11 protein-coding genes are annotated in these 17,961 nt (G+C 63.6%); 5 read left to right on the forward strand and 6 right to left on the reverse strand.

Annotation, left to right across the window (positions count from 1 at the left end; genetic code table 11):
• Window positions 1–95 precede the first annotated feature (95 nt).
• Together LB519_RS07575 and LB519_RS07580 are read left to right on the forward strand one after the other, a co-directional pair.
• Complete coding sequence (locus tag LB519_RS07575; protein ID WP_224619302.1) at window positions 96–6,401, forward strand: kinesin; 6,306 nt, start codon at window positions 96–98, stop codon at window positions 6,399–6,401.
• 186 nt (window positions 6,402–6,587) lie between these two features.
• The gene (locus LB519_RS07580; protein ID WP_224619304.1) at window positions 6,588–7,202 is read left to right on the forward strand and encodes a 3'-5' exonuclease; all 615 of its coding nucleotides are present in this window, start codon (window positions 6,588–6,590) and stop codon (window positions 7,200–7,202) included.
• A 52-nt stretch (window positions 7,203–7,254) separates the two neighbouring features.
• On the opposite strand, the gene LB519_RS07585 is transcribed toward LB519_RS07580, so the two are convergent.
• The 4 genes from LB519_RS07585 to LB519_RS07600 all read right to left on the reverse strand — a co-directional run bounded on the left by LB519_RS07585 (window position 7,255) and on the right by LB519_RS07600 (window position 11,341).
• Window positions 7,255–7,863 carry an ABC-type transport auxiliary lipoprotein family protein gene (locus LB519_RS07585; protein ID WP_407067818.1) on the reverse strand — a complete coding sequence of 203 codons (609 nt, stop codon included), beginning with the start codon at window positions 7,861–7,863 and terminating at the stop codon, window positions 7,255–7,257.
• 79 nt (window positions 7,864–7,942) lie between these two features.
• On the reverse strand, window positions 7,943–9,316 hold the full coding sequence (locus tag LB519_RS07590; RefSeq protein WP_013531883.1) for an MCE family protein: 1,374 nt from the start codon (window positions 9,314–9,316) through the stop codon (window positions 7,943–7,945).
• A 14-nt stretch (window positions 9,317–9,330) separates the two neighbouring features.
• Entirely contained in the window at window positions 9,331–10,152 is an 822-nt protein-coding gene (locus tag LB519_RS07595) for an ABC transporter ATP-binding protein (protein WP_013531884.1), read from the reverse strand.
• A gap of 1 nt (window position 10,153) precedes the next feature.
• Entirely contained in the window at window positions 10,154–11,341 is a 1,188-nt protein-coding gene (locus LB519_RS07600; protein ID WP_224619306.1) for an MlaE family ABC transporter permease, read from the reverse strand.
• Between the two features lie 76 nt (window positions 11,342–11,417).
• Between LB519_RS07600 and dgcA the strand changes: the two genes are divergently transcribed.
• Window positions 11,418–12,401 (forward strand): N-acetyl-D-Glu racemase DgcA, encoded by a 984-nt coding sequence (dgcA, locus tag LB519_RS07605; protein WP_027161492.1) that lies wholly within the window; start codon window positions 11,418–11,420, stop codon window positions 12,399–12,401.
• Here dgcA and LB519_RS07610 read toward each other — a convergent pair.
• Together LB519_RS07610 and LB519_RS07615 are read right to left on the reverse strand one after the other, a co-directional pair.
• Window positions 12,372–13,586 carry an MFS transporter gene (locus LB519_RS07610; RefSeq protein WP_224619308.1) on the reverse strand — a complete coding sequence of 405 codons (1,215 nt, stop codon included), beginning with the start codon at window positions 13,584–13,586 and terminating at the stop codon, window positions 12,372–12,374. The two genes, dgcA and LB519_RS07610, sit on opposite strands and share 30 nt — an antisense overlap.
• Window positions 13,587–13,710: 124 nt before the next feature.
• The gene (locus LB519_RS07615) at window positions 13,711–14,526 is read right to left on the reverse strand and encodes a UDP-2,3-diacylglucosamine diphosphatase (RefSeq protein WP_224619310.1); all 816 of its coding nucleotides are present in this window, start codon (window positions 14,524–14,526) and stop codon (window positions 13,711–13,713) included.
• A gap of 118 nt (window positions 14,527–14,644) precedes the next feature.
• Here LB519_RS07615 and LB519_RS07620 point away from each other — a divergent pair, with 118 nt between their 5' ends.
• A complete protein-coding gene (locus tag LB519_RS07620; protein ID WP_027161489.1) occupies window positions 14,645–15,424 on the forward strand; it encodes an SDR family oxidoreductase in 780 nt (259 codons plus the stop codon).
• A 177-nt stretch (window positions 15,425–15,601) separates the two neighbouring features.
• On the forward strand, window positions 15,602–17,926 hold the full coding sequence (locus tag LB519_RS07625) for an NADP-dependent malic enzyme (protein ID WP_224619312.1): 2,325 nt from the start codon (window positions 15,602–15,604) through the stop codon (window positions 17,924–17,926).
• The last annotated feature ends 35 nt before the right edge of the window (window positions 17,927–17,961 follow it).

Consider the following 17,961-nt stretch of genomic DNA (forward strand, 5'->3'; position numbering starts at 1 on the left):
TCATTACGATACGAGGGGTCCATTTTCAGCCTCCTGCGCGGGGCAAGACAAACAGAATTATAAGCCCGCGGCAGCTAGTACAGGGTAGCGAAGGCATGGCAAAGAAACCGACGACGAGAACTCTCGACAGCGAAGTGGCCAGGGAACTGGAAAAGGCGCTCGATCTCGACCTCAGCAATGAGATCGGCAGCGGCGACCTCGATATCGCGGCTTCGATGGAGGATCTTGAAGCGCAGATATCCCAGGCGGCCGACGAGCTGGCGCGCGAGGGACGCAATCATAAGCCGGAACAGAACCCGGAGCCGGTGGTCAACCAAAACCAGGCAGCGAAACCCGCGCCCAAGGCCAAACCTGCCGAATTGCGCCCCGTGGAACCGCGCAATGGCGCCCAGCCCGCAGGTTTCGCGCCGGCCAATGACGATCGCCAGAAGGATTACAAGACGCTCCTGCACAGCCTCAACAGGCGTGCCTCGAACACCATTTACTGGGTCGTCGCCTTCGTTTCGCTCGCCTGGTTCGCCGGTGCCGGTGGTTTGGCCAATCTGCTTTTCGGACCGAGCATCTGGAGAATCCGTACGCTCGACCAGTTCCTTGCCCGTCCGGAACTGATCGGCCTCGCCGTCGCGGCCATCGTGCCCGTCATCCTGTTCTGGGCCTTCGCCGCCATGATTCGCCGCGCCCAGGAAATGCGCATCGCCGCACAGTCGATGACCGAAGTGGCCTTCCGCCTGACCGAGCCGGAAAACCTTGCCCAGGATCGCGTCATGATGATCGGCCAGGCCGTTCGTCGCGAGGTCGCGGCGATGGGCGAAGGCATCGAACGCACGCTTGCCCGCGCCGTCGAACTGGAAACGCTTGTCCACAGCGAAGTCAACCAGATCGAACGCTCCTATTCCGAGAATGAATCCCGCATCCGTTCGCTGGTCGACGGCCTCGGCAGCGAGCGCGAAGCCGTCGTCACCCATGCCGAGCGCGTCCGCGCCTCGATTACCGGCGCGCATGAGACGCTGAAGGACGAGATCGGCGCGGCTTCCGACATCATTCGCGACTCGATCCTCAATGCATCGACCAAATTGTCGATGACAATCACCAATTCCGGCGACACGCTGATCGACCGCATCAACGAAAGCTCGATGTCGATCTTCGATTCCGTCGAAGGCCGGCTCGATTCGATCACCGACCGCCTGTCGACCTCGGGCGAGGCCTTCGCCAGCCTTCTCGACACCCGCATTGCCAAGCTGACGGACACCACGGACGGACTGACGCGGTCGTTGACCGATCTGCTCGACGATCGCACCACCGGCATGGTGTCGCTGCTTGGCGGCGCCGCGCGCACCCTCAATTCCGAATTCGAGGCCAGCCTCAACGGCATCGAGCGCACGCTCGCCGAACGCGGCCAGGCGCTGATCAGCGAGTTCCAGACCCGCGCCGAGGCGCTCGACACCGGAACGCAGAAGCTCAATGCGGCACTCGAGGCCCGCGCCCGCCAGATCAATGAAACGCTGGTCGAGCGCGCCCGCGAAATCGCGCACACCTTCGCCGAGAGCAAGGACACGCTGTCGGCGATGATCGATCAGGGCAAGACCCAGATCGGCGCCGACATGGCCGACATCGTCACTTCGACCTCCTCTATGCTCGAAGCCCGCGCCAGCGACTTCGCCGGACGCATGGAAGCCGCCCGTCACGTCGTGTCGCGTTCGTTCGACAGTGACATCCAGCGGCTCGCCGACGCCCGCGTCGGCATCGAGGAAGCTGTCGAGAACCACAGCAGGAAACTGTCCGAAAGCCGCGAGCGCATGGCCGCGGCCATGGAGGCCGACCTGGCGAAGTTCGCCGAGGGCCGCGCCGGCATCGATGCGGCAGTAACCAACCAGGTGCAGAAGCTGGCCGAAGGCCGCAGCCTGATCTCGCGCGCTCTCGAAGAGGATCTGCGCAAGGTCAATGAATCGCGGGCGGCCATCGATGCATCGCTCGGCAGCCATCTCGAAAGGCTGGAAGAAGGTCGCAACAGGCTCTCTATTGCCTTGAATGAAGACTCCGGGAAGCTGGTGCAAGCTCGTACGATCATTGATGAAATGGTCGCCGGACATGTCGGAAAACTCGCCGAGGGCCGCAACATTCTGTCGCGCGCTTTGGAAGCCGATCTCGGAAAACTGTCCGACAGCCGCGCCGACATCGACGGTCTGGTCGCCGGTCAGGTGGAAAAAATCGCCGAAGGCCGCGCCGTGCTCGCCAAGGCGTTGGAAAACGACATCGTCGGCATCAAGAGCCTCATCGAAACCCATTCCGCCAAACTGGCGGAAGACCGCACGCAGCTTTCCCATTCGCTCGACAATGATCTGTCCGGCATACGCGGCCTGATCGAAAGCCATTCGGGACGGTTGGCCGAGGACCGCAGCCTGCTGTCGCAGACCCTTGAAGCCGACCTTGCCAAGCTGGCCGAAAGCCGTTCGAGCATCGACGGTCTGGTCGCCGGTCAGGTCGAGAAGCTGGCGGAAGGCCGCGACATTCTCAAGCGCGCGCTGGAATCCGACCTGAACACGATCAAGGGCGTTATCTCAAGCCAGTCGGAAAAGCTGGCCGAGGATCGCGGTCAGCTTTCCCGGGTCCTGGAAGCCGACCTGCAGAATGTGAACAGCGTCATCGCCGATCACATGAACAAGCTTGTCCAAGACCGCTCCGCCCTGTCCAGGGCCCTTGAGGACGACCTCGCCAAGCTGGCCGACAGCCGTTCCAGCATCGACGGGCTGGTTGCGGGTCAGGTCGAGAAGTTGTCCGAGGGCCGAGATATTCTGCGGCGCGCTCTGGAATCCGACCTCAATGCGATCAAGGGGACCATTGCCGACCAGTCGCAGAAACTGGTCGATGACCGGGCACAGTTCGCCCGGGCACTCGAGGCTGACCTCGAAAGCGTCAATGGCTTGGTCAACAGCCATTCCGAAAGGCTCGTCCAGGATCGTTCGACGCTGTCGAAAGCGCTTGAAGCCGACCTCGAAAACGTCGGTGGCCTCGTCAACAGCCACGCGGAAAGGCTTGTCCAGGAGCGCTCGACCCTGTCCAAGGCGCTCGAGGACGATCTTGCCAAACTGGCCGAGAGCCGCTCAAGCATCGACGGTCTGGTCGCCGGCCAGGTCGAGAAACTCGCCGAAGGTCGCGATGTTCTCAAGCGCGCGCTGGAAGCCGATCTCGCCAAGCTGGCCGAAAGCCGCTCCAGCATCGACGGTCTGGTTGCCGGCCAGGTCGAGAAGCTGGCCGAGGGCCGCGACATTCTCAAACGCGCCCTCGAAGCCGACCTGCAGAAGCTGACCGAAAGCCGCAGCGACATCGACGACGTCATCGCTGGACATGTCGGCAAGCTGTCCGAAGGCCGCAATATGCTGACCCGCGCGCTGGAAGACGATCTCGGCAAGCTCGCCGAGACCCGCAAGGACGTTGACCGCTCGCTGTCGGGCCATATCGACCAGATCGCTGCCAGAAGCACCGGCATTTCCGACGCGATCGCTGCCGATGTCGAGAAGATCGAGCAGGCGTTCAGTCGCCAGACCGGCATCATCGAGGAGCGCGCCGGCACCATGGAACGTGCGCTCTCGACAGGCGTCGACAACGTCCGCGCCGTGCTCGAGAAGAGCGCCGTGTTTGTCGCCGGCGCCCTGCGCGAAAAGGTGCTGGAAGTCACCAGCACCCTGCACGAGCAGGCCGGTGCCGCGTTCAGCGACGCCGACCGGAAGATCGCCGAGCGCGCCGAGCAGACCTCCGCCGCCCTGCTGGCGCGGGCCGAAGACATCGCCCGCACCTTCGAGGAGGCCGACCGTCGCCTGCACGCCCGTGCAGAAGATACGTCGAACGCCTTGCTTGCCCGCGCGGACGACACGTCCAGCTCGCTGCTGGCCCGTGCCCATGAAACCGCCGATCAGCTGGCCGCTCGCGCAAATCAGATCGCCGGCACCTTCGAAGCGGCAGACCAGAAGCTCGCCGCCCGCGCCCAGGAAACCGCAGATCAGCTGACCGCCCGGGCTCAGGACACCGCCGACCATCTGGCAGCTCGTGCAAGCGAAATTGCAGGCACGTTCGATGCCGCCGACCAGAAGCTGGTCGCCCGCGCCATCGAAACGGCCCAGTCGCTGGCCGCGCGCGCCGGCGACATCCTGCGCAACTTCGAAGGCGCCGACCAGCGGCTCGGCATGCGGATTGGCGAATCGGCCGAAGCGCTTGCCGCACGCGCATCGGACCTTGGCCGCATCTTCGATGCCGCCGACCAGCAGCTCGTCTCGCGCATCGCCGAGGGTTCGGAAGCGCTGTCGAGCCGCGCCTCGGAAATCGGCCGTATCTTCGACGACGCGGATCAGCGGCTGGTGTCGCGCATCGCCAGCAGCACCACCACGATCGGCGAGCATGCCGAGACGATCGTCGGTGCCTTTGCCGATACGGAGCAACGGGTTGCCGAACGCGCAAGGCGGACCGGCCAGGAAATGGCCGTGCATGCCCGCGAAATCGAGCAGGCGCTTGCCGGCGCCGACGAGCGTCTCGCCTCGAGCGCGGCGGCCGCGGCAGCCCGTGTCGAAGAGCAGATCTCGGGCGTCGAGAACCGCCTCGCCTTTACGGCCGAGACGATGGGCCAGAAGCTCAACGAGCAGGTGTCGAACGCCGAGGCGCAACTCGTCTCGCGCGCCAATGTGATCGCCGAGACCTTCACCGCGGTTGGCCAGCATATCGGCCAGAGCACCAACGATGCCGCCAAGACGATCGGCGCCAACACCCGCGAACTCAACACCATGCTCGCGGCGCGTTCGGCCGAAATGTCGAAGATCCTCGACGAAACCGCACGGCCTTTGGTCGAGCGCTTCGCCCAGGGCGGCTCGGAACTGCAAAAGAGCATGGAAGAGGTCACAGAACGCGCCACCGAGAAGCTGCGCAGCGAGAATGCCGCACTTGTCGACGCGCTCGCCAACCGCACCGCCGAAACCTTGTCGGCGGTCGAGGGTGCCCGCTCGTCGCTGTCCGACAGCGTCGCCGACCTCATCGGCCGGATGACCAAGTCCAGTTCGCAGCTCGGCCAGCTGATCGAGCAGGCCGCGGTCAATCTCGGCCAGGTCGATGAACGCCTGAGCGGCAGCACGCAAAGCTTCGCCGCGACCACCGAGAAGGCCGCGCAGACCTTTGCCAGCTCGGCACGTCTGGTCGATTCGAACACGACTAGGCTGACGGAACTGTCGTCGTCCACCTTGCGCGAGGTCGCGTCGATTGCCACCAAGTTCGACGAGCACAGCCGCCTGCTGTCCAGTGCTTCGGACTTGTTGAGCTCGGCCCAGAGCAACCTCGAACACACGCTCGAACGGCAGTCGTCGCTCGAAGACCTCGCCGTCGGCCTGGTCAAGAAGTCGGAAGATCTCGAAAGGGTCATGCGCTCGTTCGAAAATCTCGTCGGCCAGACGCTGCAGAACGCCGAAGGCAAGACGATGGAGTCGGCCGACAAGATCCGCAACGCCATCACCGACGTCGTCGACTCGGCAACCAAGCGCTTTGCCGATGCGACCGAGGAGATGCGGCGCACCGCGGGCTCGATCAAGAGCGAGCTCGACCTGACCCGCGCCGAGCTCAAGAAGGGCGTCATCGAAATGCCGGAAGAGGCCAAGGAATCGACTTCGGCCATCCGCCGCGCCGTTTCCGAGCAGATCAACGCCCTGAAGGAGCTTTCGGACATCGTGGCCAAGTCCGGCCGCGGCGGGGAAGGGTCCGAACCACGCAACCTGCGTCCGGCGCCGCAAGCGCCGGCCGCACGCGCTGCCGAGCCGCCGCGCCGAGCACCGGCACCGCAGCCGGACCTGCGCACGCCTCAGGCGCCCTTGGGCGGCCCTGCATTGCGCGGCACGCTCGACCTTGACCGTCCGACCGAGGCGGCACCGCGTCCGCGCGGCGATGCCAACGCCCGCACGCCGCAGGGTGGCTGGGTGCGCGATCTGCTGACCGCGGCATCGAACGATGAGGACCTCAGGTCGGCAGCTCCCCCAGCGACTGCGGAAGCGCCCCGCGCTACGCCTGCCCAGCGCTCGCCCCTGCATGTCGTCGAATCGCTGAACTCGCTCTCCGTCGATATCGCGCGGGCCATCGACCACGATGCTTCGATCGAGCTGTGGAACCGTTACCGGCGCGGCGAGCGTGACGTGTTCACAAGGCGGCTCTACACGCTGAAGGGTCAGCAGACGTTCGACGAGATCCGTCGCAAGTATCAGGCCGAGGCCGAGTTCCGCGCCGCCGTCGACCGCTACTGCGACGATTTCGAGAAGCTGCTCAAGGATGTCTCGCGCAACGACCGCGACAACATCATGGCGCAGACCTACCTGACGTCGGACACCGGCAAGGTCTACACCATGCTGGCGCATGCGAGCGGCCGCCTGCACTAAGACAGGAATTGAACAGGCGGGCCATGGTCCCGCCTGTGCCTGCTCTAACGTCCGGCACGCGTTGAACCTGCCCGCAACAGGTCTTGCAAGACTATCGATGCCTTCGGAATCCGCCCTAAGTCGATCTCCCGACGGCGCTATAATTCATCCACAGTACCGCTGCCCTAACGCTCGCAGGGTGTGATCGTGAAGACGGCAATCATTTTCGACTGCGAGTTTCTTTGCCTGGAGGGCTCGCAACGCAGATTCTGGTGCGCGGCCCACGATCCCGACCCGGTGATCGCACAGATCGGCGCCGTCAGGCTTGGACTTGAAGGCGACTTCCCCCTGCTCGGAACACACAAGGCCTATATCAGACCGGTCGACCGGTTTGGTCAGAGATACGCCCTGGACCCATTCTTCACCAAACTGACCGGCATCACCGAGGAAGATTTGGAGACAAAAGGGGTGGCACTAGGGGATGCCCTCGCCGACATCGATCGTTTTTCCGAAGGGGCGCGATTCAGGTCCTGGGGCAAGGACGAATTGAACATGATCGCCATCAGCTGCTATGTCGCGGGCATTCAGCCTTCGATCCCGGCCACCCGGTTTGACAACGCCGTCAAGCTGCTGATCGCAGCCGGAATGCCGATCGAGGATCTGGCGAGAACGCCGAGCAACAAGCTTGCGGATTACTACGGCGTCAAGCACCCGCCATTGCAGGGGCACGATGCGCTCGATGACGCGCTGTCCGTGACCTACACCCTGCAGCACCTGATGAAGACCGGAAAGCTCCGGCCGGAGATCTTCGACCACTTGTAGGTAGAGAAGTCTGGTGGAATGAAGCCTGGTGGGATTCCGGCGCGCGTCGCGCTCAGATCACCGAATCCGTCCAGCGCACGATCTGCCCGGCGGCGTCGCCGAACGCCTTGTCGAGTGCGCTGACATAAGCAGGATTGCCGCTGCCCGAGACGGGTGCGGCTGCGGTGAAGCTCTTGGAAGCACGGACCTCGCCGTTTCGATCGTTCAGGATCCGCACGAACAGATCGACCTCGGCATGTTCGCCGCCGTCGACCCGAACCTCGAATGAGCGGATCTCGACGATCACCTGATAATCGATCGCCAGGCCCTCGCCCGGCTTGCCGACGCCGGCAAAGCTGCCCGAGCGCTGGAAGGTCTCGGCCAGCCGCGCCTGCACGATCAGCGGCAGACGGTCGGCCCATTGCGCGCCCTTGAGATACTGGATCGAACGATCCGACGGTTTGATGACGATGTTCTGGCTGTCCAGCGCCTTGAGCGCCGACGGCTGCGCGATCAGGATCTGGCGGCGGCTGTGGCCATGCGCGTCGACCGACGGCGCCGACAGCTCGAACGTATCGAGCGGCGCGGGCTTGCCGCCCAACGCCGCACAGCCGGCCAGCGTCAAAGCAAGCAGTGCCGCAGCCGATGTCAACCCGCCCGTTTTCACCCACACAGACTTCACGCGCGATCCCCGTTGTCCCCGGATCGTAAGATCGACCCGCTTTCGCGGCTCATGTTTCTGGGGCGCGCCGACGCCGAAGTCAACGCCGCGCCCTGCCATCGAATTGCCGAACCTCGCCGTCGCCACCCGACAGGATGCGCTGCGGATTGCGGCTGAGATCGGTTACCGCCTCCTCGATGCGGCTGATCGAACGGCGGCTGTCCTGCACCAGCGCTTCGACGTTCGAAAGCCCCTGGCCCGAGAATCGCGCCAGATTGTCGGTGATGACGCCAAGGCGGGCATTCAGCGTGTCGGCAACCTGCTTGAACGACTTCAGCGTCGCCCTCGCATCCGCCATCACGCCGTCGGCCTGCCCCGACCCGAGCAAGGTATCGACCTTGGCTAGAATGCCATCGACCCGCACCGAGGCATCGTTGAGCCGTTGCGCGAGCTGCTTTGCGTCCTTGATCGTCTGGTCGATGTCGTCGGCCCGGTTGGCGAACTTGTGGGTCACCTCCGCGATGTCGGCGGCGGCCTTGTCGGCGCTCTCGCTGGCCTTTTGGATGTTGGCGAGCGCCGAGCGCACTTGTGCGGGATCGATACCGTCGAGCACGTTGTCGACCTTGGCCAGCGTGCCTTGCGTCCGTTTGGCGAAGTCGTTGACCGACCCCACGGCTGTATCGACGTTCTTGATCACGCCGTCGAGCTGCTTCGACGTCTCCTTGAGGTTACCGGTTACTGCGTCGACATTGGCGACGATGCTCTTGATCTTGTCCTTGTCGACCGCGTTGAGAAGGCCTTCGGCCGCCTTCAGCGTGCCGTCGAGTTTGCCGGAAACGCCTTTCAGCTCATCGGCCAGCGTGCTGGCCGCGGACAGGAACTTGTCGATGCCGTCCGAATTCTTGGCCAGCGCATCGGAGAAGGTCTGGACGTTCTGGACGGTCTGCGTCAGCGGCCCGCGAACGTCCTTGGTGAAGCCTTCGAGCTCGGTCAGCACCTTGTCGGCGCGGGTGAAGATATTCTGCGCCGTCTGCAAGAGGTTGGTCACCGCCGACGGGTTGGCGACGATCTCGGCGACCTTGCCTTCCTTTTCCGCTTGGTCGAGGAGCTTTACCTCCTTGGGATCGGCGCCCTTGAGCTCGATGTTGGCCTGCCCGGTCAGGCCGGCAAGCCCGATATCGGCTTGCGTCGATTTGGTGATCGGCGTCATGCGGTCGATCTCGGTATCGGCGATGGCAACCGTCGGATTGTCGACATCGATATAGACGCGCTTGACGTCGCCGACCTTGACGCCGTTGAACAGCACGAAACTTCCGCGGCCAAGCCCGGAGGCCGAGCCCGGAATGCGCACGCGCAGCAACGTCGTCTCGCCCTTGTCGCCGATCGCCGCCGTCCAGTAGACGAAGGCAAACGCCGCCAGGATCGCGGCCAGCGTGAAGATGCCGACAATGACGTAGTTGGCTCTGGTTTCCATTGTCCCACTTATGGCTATGCGCGCGCCGCAAGATCAAGTTGCCGGGCGCGTTTTCCGCGGAAATAGGACTTTACCCACGGTTCCTCGCTCTTCAGCATGTCGTCGATGGTGCCTTCGACCAGCACTTTCTTCTTGCCGAGCACGGCCACCCGGTCGCAAGCGGTGAACAGCGTGTCGAGGTCATGCGTCACCATGTAGACGGTCAGATCCATCGTATCGCGCAGCTTGACCACCAGCTCGTCGAACTCCGCCGCGCTGATCGGATCGAGACCCGATGTCGGCTCGTCGAGGAAGACGATGTCGGGATCGAGCGCCAGCGCCCGCGCCAGTGCGGCGCGCTTGATCATGCCGCCGGACAGTTCGGATGGGAATTTTTGCGCCGCGTCGGGCGGCAGCCCGACCAGCTCGATCTTGAGCATCGCCAGTTCGTCCATCAGCTTTCGCGGCAGGTCGAGATATTCGCGCATCGGCACCTGGACGTTTTCCAGCACCGTCAGCGCCGAGAACAGGGCGCCGTGCTGGAACAGCACGCCAAGCCGCATGTCGATGCGCAGACGCTCGGCATCATCAGCTTTCTCGATATCGACGCCGAACAGCTTGATGGTGCCCGACTGCTTGCGTGTCAGGCCGAGAATGGTGCGCAGCAGAACGGATTTGCCAGCACCCGAGGCGCCGACAAATCCAAGGATTTCGCCGCGCCTTATGTCGAGCGACAGTCTGTCGAGGATAAGCTTGTCGGCAAAGGAAACGCTGATGTCGTGCGCGGAAAGCACGATATCGCCCTCGCCCGCGTCATCCGCCAATGCACCCGCCCTTTTCCTGTTTCGCAGCTTCATCTCAGAACTCGATCGCTGCGTAGAACATGGCAAAAAGCCCGTCGAGGATGATGACGACGAAGATCGACTTCACCACAGAGGCGGTGACGTGCTGGCCGAGCGATTCGGCGCTGCCGCCGACCTTCATGCCTTCGACCGAGGCAATCGTGCCGATGATCATGGCCATGAACGGCGCCTTGATCAGGCCCGCAAAGATGGTGCTGAGATCGATGGCGACACGCAGCCGGTCGATGAAGGCGGCGGGTGGAATGTCGGAATAGAGCCAGGCAGCCAGGATGCCGCCGCCGAGTGCGGCGAAATTGGCGATGATGGTCAGGCACGGCAAGGCGATGACCAGCGCCACAAGGCGCGGAAAGACCAGGACGCCGATCGGGTTAAGTCCGATGACCTTCAGCGCGTCGACCTCCTCGCGCATCTTCATCGAGCCGATCTCGGCGGTGATCGCGCTGCCGGAGCGGCCGGCGATCATGATCGCCGTCATCAGCACGCCCAGTTCGCGCAGGATCAGCACGCCGACGAGGTCGACGACGAAGATATCGGCGCCGAAATAGCTGAGCTGATAGGCGCCCTGCTGGGCAACGATGGCGCCGACGATCGCCGACATCAGCACCACCACCGGAATGGCGCCGACGCCCATACGGTCGATCTGGTTGAAAATCGCCGCCGGGTTGACGGCATGGCCACGGCCGAGCTTCATCTGCGCGCCACGGATGGTGGCGCCGAGGATGTTCATCGACGCGAGAAAATCGTCGCGCATCTCGTAGACCCGGCGGCCAACCGCCTCCAGCGCGCGAATGACGATGTTGGGCGATCGCACCGGGCCGGATTCGGGTTCGCGCCGCACGGCCTCGCCGACAGCTTCGAGCAGGATCGAAGCGATCTCGCTCTGGCCTTGCATCTGGATCTCGACACCCTTCTTCTCGAAGGCGCTGACCAGCCGGTCGATCAGCCAGGCGCCGGCAGTGTCCATCTTCTCGATCTTGGAAACATCGAGCGCCAAGATTTTGAAGCCGCTTCGCTTTTCGATCTTGCGCATGTCGGCGTCGACGAGTGCAACGGTCCGTGTCGTCCAGATTCCGGAGAAAGCGCAGCCAAGAACGCCGTCCTCCTCGCCGATCGCCACGCGCGGTTCGTGGTCAGCCTCCCCTGCGGTCGTGCCGCTTGCGTCGCGCTTGCCGATGGTCAACATGGCGTCCTGTTTAGCCTGACGGGTCTGACCTGTCGATTTGCCGACAACGCTTGTCGCACAGCAGGAGCAGAAAAATATGGCGCGTGTCATTTCGGTCGAGGCCGAGCGTTTTCCCATCGCCGGAACCTTCACCATTTCGCGCGGTTCCAAGACCGAAGCCGAAGTGATCTCCTGCACGATCAGCGACGGCGGCCATTTCGGCCGCGGCGAATGCGTCCCCTACAAGCGCTATGGCGAGACGATTGAGGGCGTGCGCGAGGCGATCGACGCCATGCGCGGCCGGATCGCCGATGGCATCAGCCGCAGCGCCTTGCTCGATGCCATGCCGGCCGGAGCCGCCCGCAACGCCATAGACTGCGCCCTATGGGATCTGGAGGCGAAGCTCAGCGGAACATCGGTGGCGGTTGCGATAGGCGCTGTTCCCTTGCAGGCGCTCGAAACCGCCTACACGCTGTCGCTGGGCGAGCCGGAGGCGATGGCGGCGCAGGCCCGCGCCAATGCGGCGCGGCCGCTGCTCAAGGTCAAGATCGGCGGCGACAACGACATTGCCCGCATCCGGGCGGTCAGGCAGGCAGCGCCAGACAGCCGCATCATCCTCGACGCCAATGAGGGCTGGAGCGACGACAACATCGTTGCGAACCTCGCCTTTGCCGCCGAACAAAGCATCGCGCTGATCGAACAGCCGCTGCCGGCCGGTCATGACGAGATCCTGCGCCATATCGCCCATCCGGTGCCGATCTGCGCCGATGAAAGCGTGCACGAGGCTAAGAATCTCGAAGCGCTTGTCGGTCTTTACGATGCCGTCAACATCAAGCTCGACAAGTCGGGCGGCCTGACGGCGGCACTGGTGCTGCGCGATCGCGCCCGCGAACTCGGTTTCGGCGTGATGGTCGGCTGCATGGTCGGCACCTCATTGGCGATGGCGCCAGCGGTGCTGCTTGCCCAGCATGCCGATTTCGTCGACCTCGACGGTCCGCTGCTGCTTGCCCGCGACCGGGTACCGGGCCTTGTCTACCAGGGATCGCTGGTGTCACCGCCCGATACGGCGCTCTGGGGCTGAGCGCGCCGCAAGGCCGATCAGCGCCAGTCCGATCAACGCAATCGGGATCATGGCAAAGAAGCCGTCGACACCGAGACGGTCGTAGAGCGGGCCGGACGCCAGCGTCACCACCGCCATGAAGAAGCCGTTGGAGAAATAGGCAATGCCTTGCGCGGCACCTGTCCGCTCCTCGGAGATCGTTTCGCCGATCATCTTCTGCAGCCCGATCAGCCCCAGCGCCACCGAGACCGAGTGCAGCGACTGGACAGCGAAGAAGCCGGGAATGCCGAGGCCGAGCGGCCAGACCAGCGGAAAGGCGATCCAGCGCACGATGGAGCCGATTCCGGCCATCACCATGACCGACACGACGGAGAACCGGTCGAAAAAGCGGGTGAACATCATGAACATGCAGACTTCCGACACCACGCCCCAAGCCCATAAGAGACCGACTACCGAATCGCCGAGGCCGATCGACTTCCAGTAGATGGAGAGGAAACCGTAGAGGAATGCGTGGCTGGCGGTGATGACGCCGACGCCCGTGGAAAAATACAGGAAATACGGGTTGAGAAGCTTCGGCGCTGAATGCTGGATGTCGGTGGCCGACAGCGGCGAGGCGCGCCGCGGACGGCCAAGGCGCGGCGCCAGCAGGCCAGCGGCAAGGGCGGCGGCAAACGCCACCAGAATGATAACCGGAACGGCTTGTGAACCGGTTACCGACAGAATGAAGCCGCCGGCGATATTGGCGAACAAATAGGAGATCGAGCCCCATTTGCGCATGCTTGTGTAGTTCGAACCGAAGCGGCGGACACCCGAAAGAGCCAGCGAATCGGCGATCGGCGAATGCGGCGTCCAGACGATGGTCAGCGCCAGCGAGACCGCCAGCACCATCGCATAGGTGGGTGTCAGGAAATAACCTGCCGACAAAAGCAGCGACGCAGCCATCAGCGCGACATAGACGTCGGCGCGGTCCCTGGCACGGTCGGCCAGCGCGGTCAGCAGCGGCGTCGTCACCACGCGCAGGAACATCGGCGCCGCCAGAATGATCGCGATCTGCTCGGCATGAAAACCCTTGGCCTGCAGCCACAGCGGAAAATACGGCAAGTGCGTTCCGAGCGGCACGAAAAGCGTCGCGAAGATCAGGCTCATGCGCAGTTCGAAATGGCGCGGCTTGACGAGTTGTTCGGGCGAGAGCTGCGGCAGGGACATGAATCGATCCAATCGCGCTGTATTCGGCCGGAGGGCAACGCGTATCGATCCCTTAACATGGACGAAAACCGGACGAAACCGGTTGGACTAATTGATTGATTCCGAAGCCCGAAAGGACTTCGGACTAGGCCGCCTGCCCTACCCGGTCCTCGATGAGCAGCGGGATAAAGGGCTCGTCCGGCGCCTCGGGCAGCACCTGCGCCCAGGTCAGGATTTCCATGCGGCCGTCAAAATGCTCGACCACAGCCGTACAACTTTCCACCCAGTCGCCGGTGTTGATGTACTGGACATCGCCAAAATTTTCGATGACGGCATGATGGATGTGGCCGCAGATGACGCCATCGACATGCGAACGGCGCGCCTCGTCGGCAAGCATGGTCTGGAACGAGCCGATGAAGTTCACCGCCTTCTTGACGTTGTGCTTGGCCCAGGACGAAAACGACCAATAAGGCAGGCCGAGCAGTTGGCGCAGCCGCGTCACCACGCGGTTGACCAGCATGGCCGCGTCATAGGCGTGGTCACCGAGATAGGCGAGCCAGCGCGCATTGTGGACCACGGTGTCGAACTGGTCGCCATGGATGACGAGCAGCCGCTTGCCGTCGGCGGTCTCGTGGATGGCGCGATCGGCAACGACGATGCCGCCGAAATGCACGCCCTGGAACTGGCGGGCGAACTCGTCATGGTTGCCGGCGATGTAGGTGGTGGTGGCGCCCTTGCGCGCCTTGCGCAGCAGTTTCTGCACGACGTCGTTGTGGCTTTGCGGCCAATGCCAGCTCCGCCGCAGCCGCCAGCCATCAACGATGTCACCCACCAGATAGATGATATCGGCATCGTGATATCGAAGGAAATCGATCAGGAACTCGGCCTTGGCCGCCTTCGAGCCCAGATGGACGTCGGAAATGAACATGCTGCGGAAAGTGCGGGGCTCTTGGCCGGACATCGCGATTTCACCGTTGCTTTCGCGAGCCTATGCCCCGATTCATGCAACAACCGTATGACGGTTGCGATTGGTCCAGCCGAAGGACTAGCTTGCCGGCCAAATCACAGGAGAAATCGTCATGGATCTCGGTATCCGCGGAAAGAAGGCCATCGTCTGCGCTTCGAGCAAGGGACTTGGGCGCGGTTGCGCCATGGCGCTGGCGGAAGCCGGCTGCGACATTGTCGTCAACGGACGCAATGCGGAGCTGGTGGCGAAAACCGCCGCTGAGTTGCGCGAGCGCTATGGCGTCACGGTGACGGAAGTCGTCGGCGACGTCTCGAAGCCGGAGGTGCAGAAGGCGCTGCTCGTGGCTTGCCCCGAGCCGGACATCCTGGTCAACAACAATGGCGGACCGCCGCTTCGCGACTTCCGCACGCTCGATCGCGAAAAGATCCTCGAAGGCGTTACCCAGAACATGGTGACTCCGATCGAGCTCGTGCAGGCCGTGCTGGACGGCATGGCGGCGCGCGGCTTCGGTCGCATCGTCAACATCACCTCGCTGTCGGTCTATGTGCCCATTCCCGGCCTCGACCTGTCGTCCGGCGCGCGTGCCGGCCTGACGTCGTTCCTTGCCGGCGTGGCCAGAACGGTTGTCGACCGCAACGTCACCATCAACAGCCTTCTGCCGGGCAAGCTCGACACCGACCGGCTGCGCGGCCCGCATGAGGCCGGCACAGTCGAAAGCCCTGAGGCCGCAGCCGCGCGCAAGACCCGCATCAGCGCCGATGTTCCGGCCAAGCGGCTCGGCACGCCGGAGGAGTTCGGCCAGATCTGCGCCTTCCTGTGCTCGGTCCATGCCGGCTATCTGACCGGGCAGAACATACCGGTCGATGGTGGTCTTTACGTCAGCGCCTTTTGATCAACTTATCCGTGAAACGGTCGGAGCCGTCCGTCAGAAAATCGTCATAAGTATTTGATTATTCGAGGTCTTCTACGCGCCGCCGGGTATTGCCGCCGGCGCGTCAATTAGCGTCGCGAAAAGCCACGGCTGCATGCTAAAAGGGAATCTCCAGGCAGATTTCGAGGGAGTGGCCGCATGGAAGGCGAGAGCAAAAAGACGGCACGTTCGGACCTCGACGAAGCCGCCCTCTACTTCCACAAGCACCCAAGGCCGGGAAAGCTCGAGATACAGGCGACCAAGCCGCTCGGCAATCAGCGCGACCTCGCGCTCGCCTATTCCCCCGGCGTCGCCGCCCCCTGCCTGGAAATCCGCGACGATCCGGCGACCGCCGCCGACTACACCGCACGCGCCAATCTGGTCGGTGTCGTCACAAACGGATCGGCCGTGCTCGGCCTCGGCAATATCGGCCCGCTGGCCTCCAAACCGGTCATGGAAGGCAAGGCCGTCCTGTTCAAGAAGTTCGCCGGCATCGATGTCTTCGACATAGAGATCGACGCGCCCGCTATCGAGCGCATGGTCGAGACGATCTCGGCGCTCGAGCCGACTTTCGGCGGCATCAATCTCGAGGACATCAAGGCGCCGGAATGCTTCGAGGTCGAGGAACAGCTGAAGGCCCGCATGGGCATACCGGTGTTCCACGACGACCAGCACGGCACAGCCATCATCGTCGCTGCCGCCGTGCTCAACGGGCTGGAGTTCGCCGGCAAGACCATATCGGACATCAAGATCGTCACCTCCGGCGCCGGGGCTGCCGCCCTTGCCTGCCTCAACTTGCTGGTCTCGCTCGGCGCCAAGGTCGAAAACATCTGGGTCACCGACCGTTTCGGCGTCGCCTACAAGGGCCGCACCGATGAGATGGATCGCTGGAAAGACCCCTATGTGAAGGACACCGAGGCGCGCACGCTGGCCGACGTCATTTCGGGCGCCGACGTCTTCCTCGGCCTGTCGGCGGCAGGCGTACTGAAGCCGGATCTGCTCCAGCACATGGCGCCGAAGCCGCTGATCCTGGCGCTGGCCAACCCCAATCCGGAGATCATGCCGGAAATAGCGCGTGCAGCGCGTCCGGATGCGATGATCTGCACCGGCCGGTCCGATTTTCCCAATCAGGTCAATAACGTACTGTGTTTTCCTTACATTTTTCGCGGTGCGCTCGACTGCGGCGCCAGCGCCATCAATGAGGAGATGAAGATGGCGGCGGTGCGGGCAATCGCAGCGCTCGCACGCGAGGAACCTTCGGACGTCGCGGCCCGCGCCTATTCCGGCGAGACGCCGATCTTCGGCCCTGAATTCCTGATCCCTTCGCCCTTCGATCCGCGGCTGATCCTGCGCATAGCGCCCGCGGTCGCCAAGGCAGCCTGCGACACCGGCGTCGCGACGCGGCCGATCACCGACTTTGCCGCCTATATCGACAAGCTGAACCGCTTCGTCTTCCGCTCCGGCCTGGTGATGAAGCCGGTGTTCTCGTCCGCCAAGGCATCGAGCGCCAAGCGCGTCATCTATGCCGACGGCGAGGATGAGCGCGTGCTGCGGGCTGCCCAGGTGGTGCTCGAGGAAGGCATCGCCGAGCCGATCCTGATCGGCCGCCCGCACGTCATCGAAGTGCGCCTGAAGCGCTACGGCCTGCGCATCAAGCCCGGGGTCGATTTCGGCCTCATCAACCCGGAAGACGATCCGCGCTACCGCCACTATGTCGACCTTTTGATCGAACTCGCCGGCCGGCGTGGCGTGACGACGGAAGCCGCGCGCACCATGGTGCGCACCGACAACACGGTGATCGCAGCACTTGCGCTGAAACGCGGCGATGCCGACGCCATGGTCTGCGGCCTCGAAGGTCGATTCGAGCGGCATCTGCGCAACGTCACCTTGATCATCGGCCCCCGCGCCGGCATCAAGGACCACGACCTGTCGACGCTTTCCATGCTGATCTCGCAGCGCGGCATCATCTTTCTGACCGACACCCACGTCTCCGTCGACCCGACGGCGGAAGAAATCGCCGAGATGACGGTGCTGGCGGCGGAAGAAATCCAGCGCTTCGGCATCGAGCCGAAGGCAGCACTCTTGTCGCATTCCGATTTCGGCTCGCGCGATTCGCCCAGCGCCCTGAAGATGCGGCAAGCAGCGGCGATCCTGGCGCGCATCGCGCCTGACCTTGAATGCGATGGCGAGATGCATGCGGACACTGCTCTGTCGGAGCACCTGCGCCAGCGCGTCTATCCCCATTCGAGACTGAAGGGCGAAGCCAATTTGCTGGTGTTCCCCAACCTCGATTCGGCAAACATCACGCTGACGGCGCTCAGAACCATGACGGATGCGCTACATGTCGGGCCGATCCTGCTCGGCACCGACATGCCGGCGCATATATTGACGCCGTCTGTCACCTCGCGCGGCGTCGTCAACATGACGGCGCTTGCCGTGGTCGAAGCCGCCCACAAGGCACAAGCGGTCGTCAATCTGGGCTGAACACGGATTTCGCGGTAAACTGCAGTTAACCGCGA

This window comes from Mesorhizobium sp. AD1-1 (assembly GCF_020164655.1).
Classification (GTDB): domain Bacteria; phylum Pseudomonadota; class Alphaproteobacteria; order Rhizobiales; family Rhizobiaceae; genus Mesorhizobium; species Mesorhizobium ciceri.

Coding starts and splice junctions, on each gene's coding strand:
- dgcA (WP_027161492.1), top strand. CDS start 11,418: ATGGCGCGTGTCATTTCGGTCGAGGCCGAGCGTTTTCCCATCGCCGGA.
- LB519_RS07595 (WP_013531884.1), bottom strand. CDS start 10,152: ATGAAGCTGCGAAACAGGAAAAGGGCGGGTGCATTGGCGGATGACGCG.
- LB519_RS07620 (WP_027161489.1), top strand. CDS start 14,645: ATGGATCTCGGTATCCGCGGAAAGAAGGCCATCGTCTGCGCTTCGAGC.
- LB519_RS07575 (WP_224619302.1), top strand. CDS start 96: ATGGCAAAGAAACCGACGACGAGAACTCTCGACAGCGAAGTGGCCAGG.
- LB519_RS07625 (WP_224619312.1), top strand. CDS start 15,602: ATGGAAGGCGAGAGCAAAAAGACGGCACGTTCGGACCTCGACGAAGCC.
- LB519_RS07610 (WP_224619308.1), bottom strand. CDS start 13,586: ATGTCCCTGCCGCAGCTCTCGCCCGAACAACTCGTCAAGCCGCGCCAT.
- LB519_RS07590 (WP_013531883.1), bottom strand. CDS start 9,316: ATGGAAACCAGAGCCAACTACGTCATTGTCGGCATCTTCACGCTGGCC.
- LB519_RS07615 (WP_224619310.1), bottom strand. CDS start 14,526: ATGTCCGGCCAAGAGCCCCGCACTTTCCGCAGCATGTTCATTTCCGAC.
- LB519_RS07600 (WP_224619306.1), bottom strand. CDS start 11,341: ATGTTGACCATCGGCAAGCGCGACGCAAGCGGCACGACCGCAGGGGAG.